Below are 17,107 nucleotides of genomic sequence, written 5' to 3'. Positions count from 1 at the left end.
CGCCAGAAGCGCTTCCCCGAGGCCCTGCTGACGGCCTACCGCGCGTCCGGCAGGCGCCCGGCCCCGTCCGGATCGGCCAGCGGCCCGAGCAGATCCCCGTACCGCTCCAGCCGCGCCCCCATCCCGCCCGCCAGGAAGACCAGCTCCCCGGGGGCCCGGCACTCCTCGATCTCCGCCCAGGTGACGGGCGCGGAGACGGTCGGTTCGGGCCGGGCGCGCAGCGTGTACGGGGTGGCGGTGGTCTTCGACGCCGCGTTCTGGCTGAAATCGACGAACACCTTCCCCGGCCGCAGCGCCCGCTTCATCCGGTGCACGACCAGGTCCCCGAGCTCCTGCTCCGCCTGGACGGCCAGCCCCTTCGCGTAGGCCGACACTCGATCGGCGGGGGTCGGCTCCAGCGGTACGAGCAGATGCAGCCCCTTCGACCCGGACGTCTTCCCGTATGCGCGCAGCCCGTCCGCCGCCAGCCGCTCGCGCAGCCACAGTGCCACCGCGCAGCACTCCACCACGGTCGCGGGCGCGCCCGGGTCCAGGTCGAACACCATCCGGTCGGCGATCCCGGGCGCACCGGCCCGCCACTGCGGGGTGTGGAACTCCACCACCAGATTGGCCGCCCACATCAGCGAGGCCAGATCCCCCACGATCACCTGCCTGGCCTTCTTGTCCTCGTGGTGCGGCACCGGGGTGGTCCGTACCCAGGACGGCGTACCCGGCGGCGGATTCTTGGTGAAGAAGCGCTGCCCGTCCGGCCCGTCCGGATAGCGCAGGAAGGAGACCGGCCGGTTGTCCAGATGGGCGAGCAGGGGCCCCGCGGCGGTGGCCGCGTAGTAGTGCAGTACCTCGCCCTTGGTGGTTCCGGTGGCCGGATACAGCACCTTGTCGAGATTGCTGAGCGCCAGCCGCCGCCCCTCCACCTCTGTGATCGGCGTCATACGATAAGAATCACACGATTCACGGACCTAAAGGTATCTACACGGACACAAGGGGTGAACGGTGAGGTCCATATGGAACGGCGCCATCTCCTTCGGGCTGGTCAGCATCCCGATCAAGCTGGTCAACGCCACCGAGAACCACTCGGTCTCCTTCCGTCAGATCCACCTCGCCGACGGCGGCCGGATCCGCTACCGCAAGGTCTGCGAGATCGACGAGCAGGAGGTCGCCGCCGCCGAGATCGGGAAGGCGTACGAGGAGCCCGACGGTTCGATGATCCCCATCACCGACGAGGACCTCGGCTCGCTTCCGCTGCCCACGGCCAGGACGATCGAGATCGTGGCCTTCGTGCCGGCCGCCTCGATCGACCCGCTCCAGATGGACGCGGCGTACTACCTCTCCGCCAACGGGGTCCCGGCGGCCAAGCCGTACACCTTGCTCCGTGAGGCGCTGAAGCGGAGCCAGAAGGTCGCCGTGGCGAAGTACGCGCTGCGCGGCCGCGAACGGCTCGGCATGCTGCGGGTGGTCGACGATGTGATCGCCATGCACGGCCTGCTCTGGCCGGACGAGATCCGCAGCCCCGAGGGCGTCGCCCCGGAGACCGAGGTCAAGGTCCGCGACGCCGAACTCGACCTGGCCGACGCGCTGATGGACACCCTCGGCGAGGTTGACATGGATTCGCTCCACGACGACTACCGCGAGGCGGTCGAGGAGCTCATCGCCGCGAAGGCGGAGGGCCGGACGATGGAGCCGGCCGAGCCGGACGACTCCGGCGGCAAGGTCATCGACCTGATCGCGGCCCTGGAGAGCAGTGTCCGGGCGGCGAAGGAGGCCCGGGGCGAGGAACCGGAGGCCGGGGAGAAGACCGCGGACGCCCCGGTGGCCGAGGTCACCTCCCTCACCGGCCGCAAGAAGTCCGGCGGGACCGGGGCGAAGAAGAAGGCCGCGGCGTCCACCGAGAAGACCGCCGCGTCCACCAAGAAGTCCGCGTCGAGCCGGGCGCCCGCCAAGAAGACCGCCGCCCGGTCGACGAAGAAGTCGGCTGCCAGGACCGGCGCCGGGACTTCGGCGAAGAAGACCACCGCGAAGGCGGACTCGAAGCAGGCGACGAAGAAGACGGCCTCCCGCAAGCGCGCCTCGGCCTGAGAGCCTGTCGGGTGACCTTCGATCGGGAAGTGTGCGTGCCAGGGGATTGAGCAACGCCACGGCCACGGACCGCAGCCCGCCCCCGGGCGGCTGCGCGGGTGGCGGAGGTGGAGGCGGAGCGAACCCCGGCGGCGGTGAGGCGGAACCGGCCCCGCCACCGAAACTCTGATCGTCCCAACTCGCGTCGGCCCCCCAGCGTTTGACCAATCCGGGCCTCGAATCGAACCCGGCCGGATCACCTTCCATGACGCCCCGAGCAGTGTCAATCCGGGGCGTTGCGAGGCCGAATCACCCCCGTACCCGAGAGCGCGAGGGCTGCCCGAGCTCCCTCACGAACGCCCGCCACGCACCCCGTCCGAATCCGATCACGGGCCCGGCGGGGCGCTTGCTGTCGCGGACGGGGACGAGGTGGGGGAGGTGGGGAGCTGCCATGAGTGAACCGTGTGAAGTGAGTTTCAAGCTGCCTCGTCATCGCGACAGCGTCCCCCGGGCCCGAGCCGCCCTCCGCGCCAGGCTCGGTGACTGGCGAGCGCGCCAGGACACCGCCGAATCCGGCGAGTTGATCCTCTCCGAGCTGGTCACCAACGCCCTGCGCGCACCCGCGCCCGGCGACCGGATGGTCGGCGTACGCATCGTCTGCCGGGAGCGCGGGGCACTGCTCCGGCTGGAGGTGAGCGACGCGGGGGGAGGGACGGCCACGGGTGCGACGCCCGGCACGCTCGAAACGACCGGCCGCGGCCTCCAGCTCGTCGACGCGCTGGCGGACCGGTGGGGTGTGGACGAGCGACGGGCCGGGATCGGGAAGACGGTCTGGGCGGAGCTGCTGGCCTCTGGGGTCACTCCTGTGCCCCGGCCCGCCGGCGCACAGGCCGCGGCGGTGACCGTACGGCCGGGGCAGTCGGTACGGGCATGGGGCGCCTGGCACACCGTCCGGAGCGTGCGCAGCGAGCGGTACCCGTCCGGCGGCCTCGCGGTCGTCATCGGGCTTGACGACGGCCCGGCCCTGCGGCTGCCCGCGTCGGAGCCCCTGACCGTGCGGGCCGAGGACGGGGCGACGACGCACCCGGGCCAGGTGTTCCCGCGCTGAGCACGTGGCCGGCCCGAACCCGTCGGGAGACCGGCGCCGGCGCGTCATGACGGCGGCAGGAACCCCGATTGATCACCCCCCGCACCGCTCCGCGCCTATGCTCGCCGGATGGAGCAGAGCGAAGTGGTGAAGCGGGTGGTGGGCATCCTCACGGAGGCGGGCGAGATCCGTCGGCTGCTCGAAGAGAATGTCGACCGCGAGGACCTGGAGACCGATCCCAGCGTGGTGACCGTACTCCTCAACGAGACGATGCCCCGGATCACCGTTCCCGAGGACGCCTCGATCGAGGAGGTCGCGACGCTCGTCGGCCGGGAGGTCGGCGGTGCGGTGGAGCAGCTCGTCGGTGCGTTCACCCTGGCCTTCGCGATGCTGGCCCAGGTGCACGACTCCGGGCAGACGGATGTGACCTCCGCCGATGTGCTCCAGGACCTGGCACTGCGGGCCGAACAGATCGGCTCCGACGGGCCGGACGACGTGGGGCCGTAGCCCGTACGGGCCGCCGCAGGCAGGCAGCGCCCGCGCTCGCGACGAAAAAGACCCTCCGCTCAGCGTTTCTGCTGGTCGGAGGGTCTATAGAAGTGCCCTCGGCAGGATTCGAACCTGCGCACACGGCTCCGGAGGCCGATGCTCTATCCCCTGAGCTACGAGGGCGTATCGCTGTGTGGCTCGGCGACGGGTGAAACACTACCAGCTTCCGCGGGGTGTCCGTGAACAGGTATTTCCGGGTCGCCGGAGGGGTGACGCGGGCCAGGTGGAGGGGGCGTGCGATGCATTCCGGATGTATCCGGCCACCCCTCGCGCCACTCGTCCGGGGACGGAAATAGGCAAAACCCGGACGCAGCCCCTACGTCCGCCCTACCCTCGAAGTGTGTCAGGGGCGTGTGGCCGCGTGCTTGTTGTCGACGACAACAAGGTCATCCGGCAGTTGATCAGGGTCAACCTCGAGCTTGAGGGCTTCGAGGTCGTGACCGCGGCCGATGGTGTCGAGTGTCTGGATCTGGTCCATCGGGTCCGTCCCGACGTGATCACGCTCGATGTCGTCATGCCCAGGCTGGACGGTCTGGAGACCGCCGCCAGACTGCGCTCCGATCCGCGGACCAGACATCTGCCCGTGGCGATCATCAGCGCCTGCACGGCGTACGAGGTGGACAGCGGGGTCGCCGCAGGGGTCGACGCCTTCCTCGCGAAGCCCTTCGAGCCGACCGAGCTGGTGCGGCTCGTACGGCAGTTGATGGAGCGGGACGACCCGCCGTCGCTCGACGGCAGGCAGGGTGCCGGGGCCGCGGAGCGTGCAGCGGGGTGACCGCATGGCGAAACCGGGTCGCGGGGTGCCCCTCTTCCTCCCATACGCTTGTCCTGTGACCCCCGCCGATCTCTCCAGGACCGTGCTGCACGCCGTGCGCCGCGCGGTCGACGAGGACGCCCTGCGCGCGCCCGTGCCCGCGCGTGTGCGGGTGGAGCGGACGCGCCCCGGCGGGCGCGGGGAGTACGCCTGCGCCGTCGCCCTCCAGCTGGCCGGGCCCGCCGCGCTGCCGGCCAGGGACGTGGCGGAGATCCTCCGGGAACGGATGCTGGGCGCGCCGGGCATCGGGGACGTCGAGGTCACCGGGCCGGGATTCCTGAACTTCACGCTGCAGGCCGGGGCGCGCGGCCTCGACCAGCTGGTGCGGACCGTCGCCGCGCACGGCACGGCGTACGGACACGGCGACGCCCTCGCCGGAGCGGCGGTCTCGTTCGCACCCGTCGGGGAGCTCCGCGCCCGGGTCGTCACCGAGGCCGTCGAGCGGCTGCTCCGGGCCCAGGGTGCCGAGGTCGGGGAGCGGACGGCGGGCGGGGAGGCGCTGCACGTGATGCCGGTGCCGGCCGCAGACCGTGACCTTTTCGAGCGGCTCGGGAGCGACGCCGCGCGCTGGGCCCTGCTGCGGTCCGCCCCGCACGACCGGCCCCGGAGCACGGGGAGCGGCGAGCTCCTCGTCCAGCAGGAGAGCAATCCGTTGTTCCGGGTGCGGTACGCACACGCCCGGATCCGTGCGCTGGGACGCAACGCCCGGCAGCTCGGGTTCGGCGCGGTGTACGAGGAGAGCGTGGACGCGCCCGTGATCGGCGCTCTGCTCGCCGATCACCCCGGGGTGCTCGCCGCCGCCGCCCGGCACCGCGAGCCGGACCGGGTCGCCCGGCAGCTGGAAGCCCTCGCGCTGGCCTTCTTCGACCTCCACGACACCGCTTCGCCGCTCCCCGTCGGTGACGAGAAACCCTCGGCCGCCCACCGCTCCCGGCTGGCTCTTGCCGAAGCCGCCGGGACGGTGCTGGCGGGCGGCCTGTCCCTGCTCGGCATCAGCGCACCCGAAGTCCTCTGAGAGATCCGAGAGAGCAGAGCAACACCATGAGCCGATCCGCACACCCCGCCGGGCCCCGTCACGCCGATGTCATGACGGAAGGGCACTACACCGCCCCGCCCGCCGACCTCAACGCTCTGGACGAGAAGGTCTGGGCCCGTACCGTCACCCGCGACGAGGACGGCGTGATCACCGTCGGCGGGATCGGAGTGACGCGGCTGGCCGAGGAGTTCGGCACCCCCGCCTACTTCCTCGACGAGAGCGACTTCCGGGCCCGCTGCCGCGCCTGGGCGGACGCCTTCGGACGTGACGCCGACGTGTTCTACGCCGGAAAGGCCTTCCTGTCGCGCGCCGTCGTGCGCTGGCTCCAGGAGGAGGGGCTCAACCTCGATGTCTGCTCCGGCGGCGAGCTGACCTGCGCGCTGGACGCCGGGATGCCCGCCGAGCGCATCGCCTTCCACGGCAACAACAAGACCGTCGCCGAGATCGAACGGGCGGTCGCCGTCGGCGTCGGTCGTATCGTGCTCGACTCCTTCCAGGAGATCGCCCGGGTCGCGCACATCGCGCAGCGGCTCGGCAAGCGGCAGCGCGTACAGATCCGGGTGACCGTCGGCGTCGAGGCGCACACCCACGAGTTCATCGCCACCGCGCACGAGGACCAGAAGTTCGGGATCGCGCTGGCCGGGGGACAGGCCGCCGAGGCGGTGCGCCGGGCGCTCACTCTCGACGGTCTGGAGCTCATCGGCATCCACTCCCACATCGGCTCGCAGATCTTCGACATGGCCGGCTTCGAGGTCTCCGCCCGGCGCGTGGTGCAGCTGCTCGCCGAGGTGCGCGACGAGCACGGGGTGGAGCTGCCCGAGATCGACCTCGGCGGCGGGCTCGGCATCGCGTACACCTCCGAGGACGACCCGCGCGAGCCGCACGAGATCGCCAAGGCGCTCGGCGACATCGTGACCCGCGAGTGCGAGGCGGCCGGGCTCGCCACCCCGCGGATCTCCGTCGAGCCGGGGCGCGCCATCGTCGGCCCGACCGCCTTCACGCTGTACGAGGTCGGCACCATCAAGCCCCTGGAGGGGCTGCGTACGTACGTCAGCGTCGACGGCGGCATGTCGGACAACATCCGCACCGCGCTGTACGACGCCGAGTACACCGTCGCGCTCGCCTCGCGCACCTCCGACGCCGAGCCGATGCTCGCCCGGGTCGTCGGCAAGCACTGCGAGAGCGGCGACATCGTGGTCAAGGACGCGTTCCTGCCGTCCGACCTCGCCCCCGGCGACCTGATCGCCGTGCCCGCCACCGGCGCGTACTGCCGTTCCATGGCGAGCAACTACAACCACGCCCTGCGTCCGCCGGTCGTCGCCGTGCGCGACGGCCAGGCGCGTGTCATCGTCAGGCGCGAGACGGAGGAAGATCTCCTGTGTCTCGATGTCGGCTGATGAAATAGATGTCTCAGGATCCGGACGGGTGGCAGAAACTCCCGTCCGGTGAGTGAGACTGGTCCACACATCAGATGTAAAGGAAACGAGGTCGGATGATGCGTACGCGTCCGCTGAAGGTGGCGCTGCTGGGCTGTGGAGTGGTCGGCTCAGAGGTGGCGCGCATCATGACGACGCACGCCGACGACCTCGCCGCGCGCATCGGCGCGCCGGTCGAGCTCGCCGGTGTCGCCGTGCGCCGGCCCTCCAAGGTGCGCGAGGGCATCGACCCCGCGCTGATCACCACCGATGCGACGGCCCTGGTCAAACGGGGCGACATCGACGTCGTCATCGAGGTCATCGGGGGCATCGAGCCCGCCCGCACGCTCATCACCACCGCCTTCGAGCACGGCGCGAGCGTCGTCTCCGCCAACAAGGCGCTGCTGGCCGAGGACGGCGCCGCGCTGCACGCCGCCGCCGAGCAGCACGGCAGGGACCTCTACTACGAGGCCGCGGTGGCCGGCGCCATCCCGCTCGTACGGCCGCTGCGCGAGTCGCTCGCCGGTGACAAGGTCAACCGGGTCCTCGGCATCGTGAACGGCACGACCAACTTCATCCTCGACAAGATGGACACGAGCGGAGCCGGCTACTCCGAGGCGCTCGACGAGGCCACCGCGCTCGGATACGCCGAGGCCGACCCGACCGCCGACGTCGAGGGCTTCGACGCCGCCGCCAAGGCCGCGATCCTCGCCGGCATCGCCTTCCACACCCGGGTGAGGATCGGCGACGTGCACCGCGAGGGCATCACCGAGGTCACCGCCGCCGACATCGCCTCCGCCCGCCGCATGGGCTGCACCGTCAAGCTCCTCGCCATCTGCGAGCGCGCCGCCGACGGGCAGTCGGTCACCGCCCGCGTCCACCCCGCGATGATCCCGCTGAGCCACCCGCTGGCCTCCGTCCGCGAGGCGTACAACGCGGTCTTCGTCGAGGCGGAGGCGGCCGGGCAGCTCATGTTCTACGGCCCCGGCGCCGGTGGCTCGCCGACCGCGTCCGCGGTCCTCGGCGACCTGGTCGCGGTCTGCCGCAACAAGCTCAACGAGGCCACCGGCCCCGGTGAGTCCGCGTACACGCGTCTGCCGGTCAGCCCCATGGGCGACGTGGTCACGCGGTACCACATCAGTCTCGACGTGGCCGACAAGCCTGGCGTGCTCGCCCAGGTCGCGACGGTCTTCGCCGAAAAGGGCGTATCGATCGATACGGTCCGCCAGCAGGGCAGAAATCCGGGCAGCGGCGACGAAGTCGTCATCGAGCAGGGTGGCGGCGGGCGACGGGTGGGCGGCGAGGCATCGCTCGTCGTCGTCACCCACCGCGCGTCCGACGCCGCCCTCTCGGCGACCGTCGAGGCGCTGCGCAAGCTCGACACCGTGCGCGGTGTCGCCAGCATCATGCGTGTTGAAGGGGAGTAAGGACCCATGACCAGCAAGGGCACCCACCAGTGGCGCGGCATCATCGAGGAGTACCGGGACCGCCTTCCGGTCACGAGTACGACGCCGGTCGTCACGCTTCGTGAGGGCGGTACACCGCTCGTCCCCGCTCAGGTCCTCTCCGAGCGCACGGGCTGCGAGGTGCACCTCAAGGTCGAGGGCGCCAATCCCACCGGTTCCTTCAAGGACCGCGGCATGACGATGGCCATCACCCGGGCCAAGGAGGAGGGTGCGAAGGCCGTCATCTGCGCCTCCACCGGCAACACCTCCGCCTCCGCCGCCGCGTACGCGGTGCGGGCCGGCATGGTCTGTGCCGTCCTCGTGCCGCAGGGCAAGATCGCGCTCGGCAAGATGGGCCAGGCGCTGGTGCACGGCGCCAAGATCCTCCAGGTCGACGGCAACTTCGACGACTGCCTGACGCTGGCCCGCTCGCTCTCGGACAACTACCCGGTGGCACTGGTCAATTCGGTCAACCCGGTCCGTATCGAGGGCCAGAAGACCGCCGCGTTCGAGATCGTCGACGCGCTCGGTGACGCCCCGGACATCCACGTCCTCCCGGTCGGCAACGCGGGCAACATCACCGCGTACTGGAAGGGGTACAAGGAGTACGCGGGGGACGCGGTCTCCACGCACACCCCGCGCATGTGGGGCTTCCAGGCCTCCGGTTCCGCGCCCATCGTGCGCGGCGAGATCGTCAAGGACCCGTCGACCATCGCCACCGCGATCCGGATCGGCAACCCGGCCTCCTGGCAGTACGCGCTGGATGCCCGGGACGAATCGGGCGGTTTCATCGATGAGGTGACGGATCGCCAGATCCTGGCCGCCTACCGGCTGTTGGCCTCCCAGGAGGGCGTCTTCGTCGAGCCCGCCTCGGCCGCCTCGGTCGCCGGTCTGCTGAAGGCCGCCGAAGAGGGCAAGGTCGACCCCGGCCAGAAGATCGTCTGCACGGTCACCGGAAACGGCCTCAAGGACCCCGACTGGGCCGTTGCGGGCGCCCCGCAGCCGGTCACGGTCCCCGTCGACGCGGCCACCGCCGCCGAGAAGCTGGGCCTCGTCTAGGGCCTTCCCCGGTCCGTCGGCCATGTCCGACGGACCGGGGAAGAACCCAGCTCAACCGCCCCTTTTCGGGGCGGAGAGCGCATAGGAGGCGTGCGACACGCATCGTGCGCCTCCCGTGCGCCCTATGTCGCCACAGAACCTTCCTTCGATAAGCTGTACCCAACCCGCCCCGGCGCATCTGCCGCGGTGCATGGGCCGTTGTGGCCGTCGGTTCCCCGGAATCCCACTCCCCGTCATCACGACCTCCCGCCACCACGGAGAAAACGCTTCACCACCCCCCGCTGTCACACAAGGAGAGTCGTCCAACCGATGGCCGGTCCCGCCTTCCGAGCCGCCGCCGTCCGGGTGCGCGTCCCCGCGACCAGCGCCAACCTGGGCCCGGGTTTCGACGCCTTCGGCCTGTCACTGGGGCTGTACGACGACGTCGTCGTCCGCGTCGCCGACTCCGGACTGCACATCGACATCGCGGGTGAGGGCGCCGACACGCTGCCCCGCGACGAGAGCCACCTCCTCGTACGCTCCCTGCGCACGGCCTTCGACCTGCTCGGCGGACAGCCCCGGGGCCTGGAGATCGTCTGCGCCAACCGCATCCCGCACGGGCGCGGCCTCGGTTCCTCCTCCGCCGCCATCTGCGCCGGCATCGTCGCCGCCCGCGCCGTGACGACCGGCGGGGACGTCCGGCTCGACGACGCGGCGCTGCTGGAGCTCGCCACCGAGATCGAGGGCCACCCGGACAACGTCGCGGCCTGCCTGCTCGGCGGCTTCACGCTGGCATGGATGGACGGCGGATCGGCGCGCGCGATCAGGATGGATCCCGCAGAATCCATCGTTCCGGTGGTTTTCGTGCCCGGCAAGCCGGTCCTCACCGAAACCGCCCGCGGACTGCTCCCGCGCTCGGTCCCGCACGTCGACGCCGCCTTCAACGCCGGCCGTGCCGCACTGCTCGTCGAGGCGCTGACCAGGCACCCCGAGCTTCTGCTCACCGCCACCGAGGACCGGCTGCACCAGGAGTACCGCGCCCCGGCGATGCCCGAGAGCGTGGAACTCGTCAACCGACTGCGCGCGGACGGCGTCCCCGCGGTCATCTCCGGTGCCGGGCCGACCGTGCTCGCACTGGCCGAGGACGGTGCGGCCGGCAAGGTCGCACAGCTGGCGGGCGAGGGGTGGGCGGCCAATCGCCTCGCTCTCGACGCCCCGGGCGCGAGTGTGCTGCCGCTCGCCCCGTAGCCGAGAAGTGATTGCCGGTGAGTGAGAGGGGGAATGTTTGTTGGAGCCGGTAGTGTTAACCTCAAGTCTGCAACCGACGTCTAAGTGGCGCGTTGCTTCGTGTCCCTTTCCGGGACCACCAATTCTTCCGGGAGCCTCCCCAACTGCCTGAGCAGCCTGCCTGAGCAGTTTCGTGCACGCTCCGGAACCGGCACGACACCCCTCGCTCGTCCAGGAGTGGGCCGAGCAGGGGGATGCTCGCGCCGGGCCCTTGCACACCTTCATCTCTCCGCCGTACCCGGCGGACCACCGCCCCGGCACGGTCCGCAAGAAAAAGACCGCAGTCGGACAGCACAACCGGTCGCCGAGCCAGAAGGCCGACGTCCGCTCCAGGGAAGGACCCTTCGTGAGCGACACCACCGATCTGATGGGCGTGACTGCCGACAAGAGCGTCGACAGCGCCGCGCCCGCCGAAGGTGCTGCCACTGGCACCACCACACGGCGCCGCCGCTCCGGCACCGGCCTTGACGGCATGGTCCTGGCCGAGCTGCAGCAGGTCGCGTCCGGCCTCGGCATCAAGGGCACTGCGCGGATGCGCAAGGGCCAGCTGATCGAGGTCATCAAGGAGGCGCAGGCAGGTAGCTCCGCCGCGCCCAAGGCCGCCGCGCCCGCCGCGGCGTCCGAGACCAAGCCGAAGCGCCGCGCCACCTCCAAGGCGCGCACCGGGGACGAGCAGGCGGCCGCCGCCGCGCCCGCCGAGAAGGCCGCGGCCCAGCAGCAGATCGACATCCCCGGCCAGCCGGCCAGCGACGACCAGCCCGCGGGCGAGCGCCGTCGGCGCCGTGCGACCGCGCAGGCGGGCAGCCCGGAGAGCAAGGCGGAGAGCAAGTCCGCCGAGGCCAAGGCGGAGGCACAGGCCGAGCCCAAGGGCGACGACCGCGCCGAGGCCAAGGCCGAAGCCGCCGCCGACACGGCCGAGGGCCGCCGCGGCGACCGCCAGGACCGTGGCCAGCGCGGCGACCGGGGCGACCGCCAGGAGCGCGGCGAGCGCGGGGAGCGCCGCGACCGTCAGCGCGACCGCAGGGGCAAGGGCGACGAGCAGGGCGGTGGCCAGGGCCAGCAGGGCGGCCAGCGTCAGCAGCGCCAGGGCCAGCAGGGCGGCGGCCCGCAGGACGACGGTTACGACGACGAGGCGGGCGGCCGTCGCGGCCGTCGCGGGCGCTACCGCGACCGCCGTGGCCGTCGTGGCCGCGAGGACTTCGCCAACGAGGTCCCGGTCTCCGACGACGACGTCCTGATCCCCGTCGCGGGCATCCTGGACATCCTCGACAACTACGCGTTCATCCGGACCTCCGGCTACCTGCCGGGCCCGAACGACGTGTACGTCTCGCTCGCCCAGGTCCGCAAGAACGGCCTGCGCAAGGGTGACCACGTCACCGGTGCGGTGCGCCAGCCCAAGGACGGCGAGCGCCGGGAGAAGTTCAACGCCCTGGTGCGCCTCGACTCGGTGAACGGCATGGCGCCCGAAACCGGCCGCGGCCGCCCGGAGTTCCAGAAGCTGACCCCGCTCTACCCGCAGGACCGGCTCCGTCTGGAGACCGACTCCAACGTCCTGACGACGCGGATCATCGACCTGGTCGCCCCCATCGGCAAGGGCCAGCGAGGGCTGATCGTGGCCCCGCCGAAGACCGGCAAGACCATGATCCTGCAGGCGATCGCCAACGCGATCACCGTCAACAGCCCCGAGTGCCACCTGATGGTCGTCCTGGTCGACGAGCGTCCGGAAGAGGTCACCGACATGCAGCGGTCGGTGAAGGGCGAGGTCATCTCCTCGACCTTCGACCGTCCCGCCGAGGACCACACCACCGTCGCCGAGCTGGCCATCGAGCGCGCCAAGCGTCTCGTCGAGCTGGGTCACGACGTGGTCGTCCTGCTGGACTCCATCACCCGCCTCGGCCGTGCGTACAACCTCGCGGCCCCCGCCTCCGGCCGCATCCTGTCCGGTGGTGTCGACTCGACCGCGCTGTACCCGCCGAAGCGCTTCTTCGGTGCCGCGCGCAACATCGAGGACGGCGGTTCGCTGACCATCCTGGCCACCGCGCTCGTCGAGACCGGCTCGCGCATGGACGAGGTGATCTTCGAGGAGTTCAAGGGCACCGGCAACATGGAGCTCAAGCTCGACCGGAAGCTCTCGGACAAGCGCATCTTCCCGGCGGTGGACGTCGACGCGTCCAGCACCCGCAAGGAGGAAATCCTCCTGGGCAGCGAGGAGTTGGCGATCGTCTGGAAGCTGCGCCGGGTGCTGCACGCGCTCGACCAGCAGCAGGCGATCGAGCTCCTCCTGGACCGGATGAAGAAGACCCAGTCCAACGCGGAGTTCCTGCTCCAGATCCAGAAGACGACGCCGGCCCCGGGCAACGGCAACGACTGACGTCTTACCGGACCGGCTGAATCACAGGGCCGCCCCCGTCACTTCGGTGCCGGGGGCGGCCCTGTGTCGTGGACCGGGCGAACGTGACGCGGCCGGCCCCGGCGCACGTGGCCGAACCGAGACCTTTGCCACATGCGGGACGTGTCACCGGGCCCGCCATGATGCCTGCACCGGCCAAGAAACCGCAGGTGAGCGCCGGATCACCGGCTGTTGAACGTATCGGGTGTCCGTTTCGTCCTCACACGGAAACAACAGGTGGCTGTGCAACCCTTCTTCGTGCCACGGCGTCGTACGCGATACCGACATGTCGTTGTTTCAGTGCCCGAACACCGCTGCTGGGGGTAGCCGGGGAAGCTGACGACCGAAGGAGACCCATGACCGAGCAGAGCGGGAGCGGCGGCCGAATACGCCCCACCGGCAAGCGCCGGAAGAAGCCCTCCCGCCGCCGCAGGGCGACCGTGATCGCGGCCTGGACCCTGGCCGGTGCGGTCGTCGTCGGTGGTGCCGGACTGGGATTCGCCTACTTCAAGCTCAACGGCAACCTCAAGGCCGTCGACATCAACGCCGCGCTGGGCAAGGACCGCCCCGACAACATCGACAACGGCTCCCAGGACATCCTCGTGCTCGGCTCGGACTCCCGGTCGGGCGCGAACTCCGCGTACGGCGCCGACGAGGGAACGGCCCGCTCCGACACCGCGATGGTCCTGCACGTCAACAAGGGCCACAAGACGGCCTCCGTGGTCTCCATCCCGCGCGACACCCTCATCACCCGCCCCGACTGCACCAGCGACACCACCGGGCAGACCGTCACGGGCCAGCAGCGCGCGATGTTCAACACGGCGTACGAGGTCGGCGGACCGGCCTGCGCGGTCAAGACCGTCGAGGCCATGTCCGGCATCCGCATGGACCACTACCTCGAAGTCGACTTCACCGGCTTCAAGAAGCTCATCGACGAGCTGGGCGGCGTGGAGATCACCACCACCGAGGCGATCGACGACCCCAAGAGCCATCTGAAGCTCGAACCCGGCACCCACACCCTCGACGGGGAGCAGTCGCTGGGACTGGTCCGTACCCGCAAGAGCGTCGGCGACGGCAGCGACCTCGGCCGCATCCAGCTCCAGCAGGCGTTCATCAAGGCGCTGATGGAACAGGTCAAGACCGTCGGGGTGTTCTCGAACCCGAAGACCCTGTACGACCTCGCGGACACGGCCACCAAGACCGTCACCACCGACTCCGACCTGGGCTCGGTCCCCGAACTCACGTCCTTCGCGAACGGTCTCAAGGGGCTCGGCCCGAAGAACGTCCACATGGTCACCCTGCCCGTGCAGTACGACCCGGCCGACCCGAACCGCGTCGTACCGCTGGACGCCGCTGCCCAGCAGGTGTGGACCGCGCTCGCCCAGGACAAGGCCATCCCCGCCTCCGCCACCGAGAAGTCGGCGGGTGACAAGGGCGACGCGGGCGACGTCGTACGGTGACCGGGCGGGCCGGGAATAGGTGCGGCCCGCCCCCGGTTTTGGGAGATACGGCCGGTCCTGGCAGACTGGTACGTCGGCCCCGGTTCACGGACGCGCAATCCGCGCGTGCGACCCGGCGCCCTCCCGAACCTAGGAGAAACCCTTGAAGCGCGACATCCACCCCGAGTACGTCGAGACGCAGGTCAGCTGCACCTGTGGCGCGTCGTTCACCACCCGGAGCACCATCGACGGCGGCACCATCCGCGCCGACGTCTGCTCCGAGTGCCACCCGTTCTACACGGGCAAGCAGAAGATCCTCGACACCGGTGGCCGCGTGGCCCGCTTCGAGGCCCGCTTCGGCAAGGCTGCCGGCTCCGCCAGCAAGTAGCGAGCCACTGCGCCGGTTCTCGGCGCCCTCTTGCGGGGGCGTCGGGACCGGCGTTTTTTTCCGGCCGGGGGTACGCGGCCCCGTTCCGTACCCCCGCCCGGCCGGCATCACGCCGTCCAGCAGGCACGCACGAGTGAAGAAACCAGGAGCCCGAAGATGTTCGAGGCGGTCGAGGAACTGATCGGCGAGCAGACCGATCTGGAGAAGAAGCTCGCGGACCCGGCGGTCCACGCCGACCAGGCCAATGCGCGCAAGCTCAACAAGCGCTACGCCGAGCTGACCCCGATCGTTGCCACGTACCGCGCCTGGAAGCAGGCCGGGGACGACATCGGGACGGCCCGTGAGCTCGCCGCCGACGACCCCGACTTCGCCGCCGAGGTCAAGGAGCTGGAGAAGCAGCGCGAAGAGCTCACCGAGAAGCTCCGCCTGCTCCTGGTCCCGCGCGACCCCAGCGACGACAAGGACGTGCTCCTGGAGATCAAGGCGGGCGCGGGCGGCGACGAGTCCGCCCTGTTCGCCGGCGATCTGCTGCGGATGTACTTGCGCTACGCCGAGCGCGTCGGCTGGAAGACCGAGATCATCGACTCCACCGAGTCCGAGCTCGGCGGCTACAAGGACGTCCAGGTCGCCGTGAAGACCAAGGGCGGCAACGGCGCCACCGAGCCCGGCCAGGGCGTGTGGGCCCGGCTGAAGTACGAGGGCGGGGTGCACCGCGTGCAGCGGGTGCCGTCCACCGAGTCGCAGGGCCGCATCCACACCTCCGCCGCCGGTGTGCTCGTCACGCCCGAGGCCGAGGAGGTCGACGTCGAGATCCACGCCAACGACCTCCGGATCGATGTCTACCGCTCCTCGGGCCCCGGCGGCCAGTCCGTCAACACCACGGACTCGGCGGTCCGCATCACCCACCTGCCGACCGGCGTCGTCGCCTCCTGCCAGAACGAGAAGAGCCAGCTCCAGAACAAGGAGCAGGCCATGCGCATCCTGCGCTCGCGGCTGCTCGCCGCCGCCCAGGAGGCCGCCGAGCAGGAGGCTTCGGACGTACGGCGCAGCCAGGTGCGTACGGTCGACCGTTCCGAGAAGATCCGTACGTACAACTTCCCGGAAAACCGGATCTCGGACCACCGCGTCGGCTTCAAGGCGTACAACTTGGACCAGGTGCTCGACGGCGACCTGGATTCCGTGATCCAGGCGTGTGTCGACGCCGACTCCGCCGCCAAGCTCGCCGCTGCGTGAGCCAAGCCCGCCCCACCCGTAAACCGTACGGAGAACCGCGATGAACCTGCTGCTCGCCGAGGTGGCCCAGGCCACCCAGCGGCTGGCCGACGCCGGTGTGCCCTCGCCGCGATTCGACGCGGAGGAACTCGCCGCGTTCGTGCACGGCGTCAAGCGGGGCGAGCTGCACCGGGTGCCGGACGCGGACTTCGACGCCCGCTACTGGGAGGCCATCGCCCGCCGCGAGGCCCGCGAACCGCTCCAGCACATCACCGGCCGAGCCTTCTTCCGCTACCTGGAGCTCCAGGTCGGCCCCGGTGTCTTCGTCCCCCGCCCGGAGACCGAATCGGTCGTCGGCTGGGCGATAGACGCGGTGCGCGCGATGGACGTGGTCGAGCCGGTCGTCGTCGACCTGTGCAGCGGTTCGGGCGCCATCGCCCTGGCCATGGCCCAGGAGGTGCCGCGCTCGCGCGTGCACGCGGTCGAGCTCTCCGACGACGCCATCGAGTGGACCAGGAAGAACGCCGCCGGATCCAGGGTCACCGTCCACCAGGGAGACGCGCTGACCGCCCTCCCCGAGCTGGACGGCCAGGTCGACCTGGTCATCTCCAACCCGCCGTACATCCCGCTCACCGAGTGGGAGTACGTCGCACCCGAGGCCCGCGACCACGACCCGGAGATGGCCCTCTTCTCCGGCGAGGACGGCCTCGACACCATCCGCGGCATCGAACGCACCGCACACCGCCTGCTGCGCCCCGGCGGTCTCGTCGTCATCGAGCACGCCGACACCCAGGGCGGCCAGGTGCCGTGGATCTTCACCGAGGAGCGCGGCTGGGCGGACGCGGCCGACCACCCCGACCTGAACAACCGGCCGCGGTTCGCCACGGCCCGCAAGGCCATGCCGTGACCGGCGGCCACCACCCGCACGACCCGTACCCGCGACACCCGTACAC

At 70.8% G+C, this 17,107-nt stretch carries 16 protein-coding genes and 1 tRNA gene; 14 read left to right on the top strand and 3 right to left on the bottom strand.

Going from position 1 to position 17,107, the window contains the following annotated elements; genetic code table 11:
• Positions 1 to 35 precede the first annotated feature (35 nt).
• Positions 36 to 932 carry a non-homologous end-joining DNA ligase gene (gene ligD / locus BT364_RS04280; protein ID WP_072483737.1) on the bottom strand — a complete coding sequence of 299 codons (897 nt, stop codon included), beginning with the start codon at positions 930 to 932 and terminating at the stop codon, positions 36 to 38.
• A gap of 61 nt (positions 933 to 993) precedes the next feature.
• On the opposite strand from ligD, the gene ku reads away from it, so the two are divergent.
• On the top strand, positions 994 to 2,076 hold the full coding sequence (ku, locus tag BT364_RS04275) for a non-homologous end joining protein Ku (protein ID WP_072483736.1): 1,083 nt from the start codon (positions 994 to 996) through the stop codon (positions 2,074 to 2,076).
• A 288-nt stretch (positions 2,077 to 2,364) separates the two neighbouring features.
• Here the strand turns inward: ku and BT364_RS04270 are convergent, their stop codons facing one another.
• On the bottom strand, positions 2,365 to 2,508 hold the full coding sequence (locus BT364_RS04270) for a DUF397 domain-containing protein (RefSeq protein ID WP_079179312.1): 144 nt from the start codon (positions 2,506 to 2,508) through the stop codon (positions 2,365 to 2,367).
• On the opposite strand from BT364_RS04270, the gene BT364_RS04265 reads away from it, so the two are divergent.
• Both BT364_RS04265 and BT364_RS04260 read left to right on the top strand, forming a co-directional pair.
• Positions 2,507 to 3,163, top strand: coding sequence for an ATP-binding protein (locus tag BT364_RS04265; RefSeq protein WP_072483735.1), 657 nt, complete (start codon positions 2,507 to 2,509; stop codon positions 3,161 to 3,163). The genes BT364_RS04270 and BT364_RS04265 overlap by 2 nt on opposite strands.
• Positions 3,164 to 3,271: 108 nt before the next feature.
• Positions 3,272 to 3,649, top strand: coding sequence for a hypothetical protein (locus BT364_RS04260; RefSeq protein WP_177328019.1), 378 nt, complete (start codon positions 3,272 to 3,274; stop codon positions 3,647 to 3,649).
• A gap of 93 nt (positions 3,650 to 3,742) precedes the next feature.
• Here BT364_RS04260 and BT364_RS04255 read toward each other — a convergent pair.
• Positions 3,743 to 3,814 (bottom strand) — tRNA-Arg (locus tag BT364_RS04255).
• A gap of 238 nt (positions 3,815 to 4,052) precedes the next feature.
• Between BT364_RS04255 and BT364_RS04250 the strand changes: the two genes are divergently transcribed.
• From BT364_RS04250 to prmC, 11 genes are all read left to right on the top strand, one after another.
• On the top strand, positions 4,053 to 4,466 hold the full coding sequence (locus tag BT364_RS04250) for a response regulator (protein WP_072483733.1): 414 nt from the start codon (positions 4,053 to 4,055) through the stop codon (positions 4,464 to 4,466).
• A gap of 55 nt (positions 4,467 to 4,521) precedes the next feature.
• On the top strand, positions 4,522 to 5,520 hold the full coding sequence (nrtL, locus tag BT364_RS04245) for an ArgS-related anticodon-binding protein NrtL (RefSeq protein ID WP_072483732.1): 999 nt from the start codon (positions 4,522 to 4,524) through the stop codon (positions 5,518 to 5,520).
• Positions 5,521 to 5,546: 26 nt separating this feature from the next.
• Entirely contained in the window at positions 5,547 to 6,938 is a 1,392-nt protein-coding gene (lysA, locus tag BT364_RS04240; protein WP_072483731.1) for a diaminopimelate decarboxylase, read from the top strand.
• Between the two features lie 95 nt (positions 6,939 to 7,033).
• Complete coding sequence (locus tag BT364_RS04235) at positions 7,034 to 8,383, top strand: homoserine dehydrogenase (protein WP_177328017.1); 1,350 nt, start codon at positions 7,034 to 7,036, stop codon at positions 8,381 to 8,383.
• 6 nt (positions 8,384 to 8,389) lie between these two features.
• Positions 8,390 to 9,460: a threonine synthase gene (gene thrC / locus BT364_RS04230; protein ID WP_072483730.1), complete on the top strand. Its 1,071-nt coding sequence runs from the start codon at positions 8,390 to 8,392 to the stop codon at positions 9,458 to 9,460.
• Between the two features lie 309 nt (positions 9,461 to 9,769).
• Entirely contained in the window at positions 9,770 to 10,687 is a 918-nt protein-coding gene (gene thrB / locus BT364_RS04225) for a homoserine kinase (protein WP_072483729.1), read from the top strand.
• A 385-nt stretch (positions 10,688 to 11,072) separates the two neighbouring features.
• Entirely contained in the window at positions 11,073 to 13,097 is a 2,025-nt protein-coding gene (gene rho / locus BT364_RS04220) for a transcription termination factor Rho (RefSeq protein WP_072484169.1), read from the top strand.
• A gap of 374 nt (positions 13,098 to 13,471) precedes the next feature.
• Positions 13,472 to 14,575: an LCP family protein gene (locus BT364_RS04215; protein WP_072483728.1), complete on the top strand. Its 1,104-nt coding sequence runs from the start codon at positions 13,472 to 13,474 to the stop codon at positions 14,573 to 14,575.
• 142 nt (positions 14,576 to 14,717) lie between these two features.
• Complete coding sequence (gene rpmE, locus BT364_RS04210) at positions 14,718 to 14,942, top strand: 50S ribosomal protein L31 (RefSeq protein WP_019764351.1); 225 nt, start codon at positions 14,718 to 14,720, stop codon at positions 14,940 to 14,942.
• A gap of 156 nt (positions 14,943 to 15,098) precedes the next feature.
• Positions 15,099 to 16,175, top strand: coding sequence for a peptide chain release factor 1 (gene prfA / locus BT364_RS04205; RefSeq protein ID WP_072483727.1), 1,077 nt, complete (start codon positions 15,099 to 15,101; stop codon positions 16,173 to 16,175).
• Positions 16,176 to 16,215: 40 nt separating this feature from the next.
• On the top strand, positions 16,216 to 17,061 hold the full coding sequence (gene prmC, locus BT364_RS04200) for a peptide chain release factor N(5)-glutamine methyltransferase (protein ID WP_072483726.1): 846 nt from the start codon (positions 16,216 to 16,218) through the stop codon (positions 17,059 to 17,061).
• Positions 17,062 to 17,107 lie beyond the last annotated feature (46 nt).

It is taken from the genome of Streptomyces atratus, from assembly GCF_900119365.1.
Taxonomy (GTDB): Bacteria; Actinomycetota; Actinomycetes; order Streptomycetales; family Streptomycetaceae; genus Streptomyces; species Streptomyces atratus_B.
This window is presented reverse-complemented; position numbering and strand designations above follow the sequence as displayed.

Bases quoted from the DNA above. Each gene is read 5' to 3' on its own strand.
- thrC (WP_072483730.1), top strand. From the start codon at position 8,390: ATGACCAGCAAGGGCACCCACCAGTGGCGCGGCATCATCGAGGAGTAC.
- BT364_RS04260 (WP_177328019.1), top strand. From the start codon at position 3,272: ATGGAGCAGAGCGAAGTGGTGAAGCGGGTGGTGGGCATCCTCACGGAG.
- BT364_RS04215 (WP_072483728.1), top strand. From the start codon at position 13,472: ATGACCGAGCAGAGCGGGAGCGGCGGCCGAATACGCCCCACCGGCAAG.
- prfA (WP_072483727.1), top strand. From the start codon at position 15,099: ATGTTCGAGGCGGTCGAGGAACTGATCGGCGAGCAGACCGATCTGGAG.
- lysA (WP_072483731.1), top strand. From the start codon at position 5,547: ATGAGCCGATCCGCACACCCCGCCGGGCCCCGTCACGCCGATGTCATG.
- BT364_RS04235 (WP_177328017.1), top strand. From the start codon at position 7,034: ATGATGCGTACGCGTCCGCTGAAGGTGGCGCTGCTGGGCTGTGGAGTG.
- ligD (WP_072483737.1), bottom strand. From the start codon at position 932: ATGACGCCGATCACAGAGGTGGAGGGGCGGCGGCTGGCGCTCAGCAAT.
- BT364_RS04265 (WP_072483735.1), top strand. From the start codon at position 2,507: ATGAGTGAACCGTGTGAAGTGAGTTTCAAGCTGCCTCGTCATCGCGAC.
- BT364_RS04270 (WP_079179312.1), bottom strand. From the start codon at position 2,508: ATGGCAGCTCCCCACCTCCCCCACCTCGTCCCCGTCCGCGACAGCAAG.
- prmC (WP_072483726.1), top strand. From the start codon at position 16,216: ATGAACCTGCTGCTCGCCGAGGTGGCCCAGGCCACCCAGCGGCTGGCC.
- thrB (WP_072483729.1), top strand. From the start codon at position 9,770: ATGGCCGGTCCCGCCTTCCGAGCCGCCGCCGTCCGGGTGCGCGTCCCC.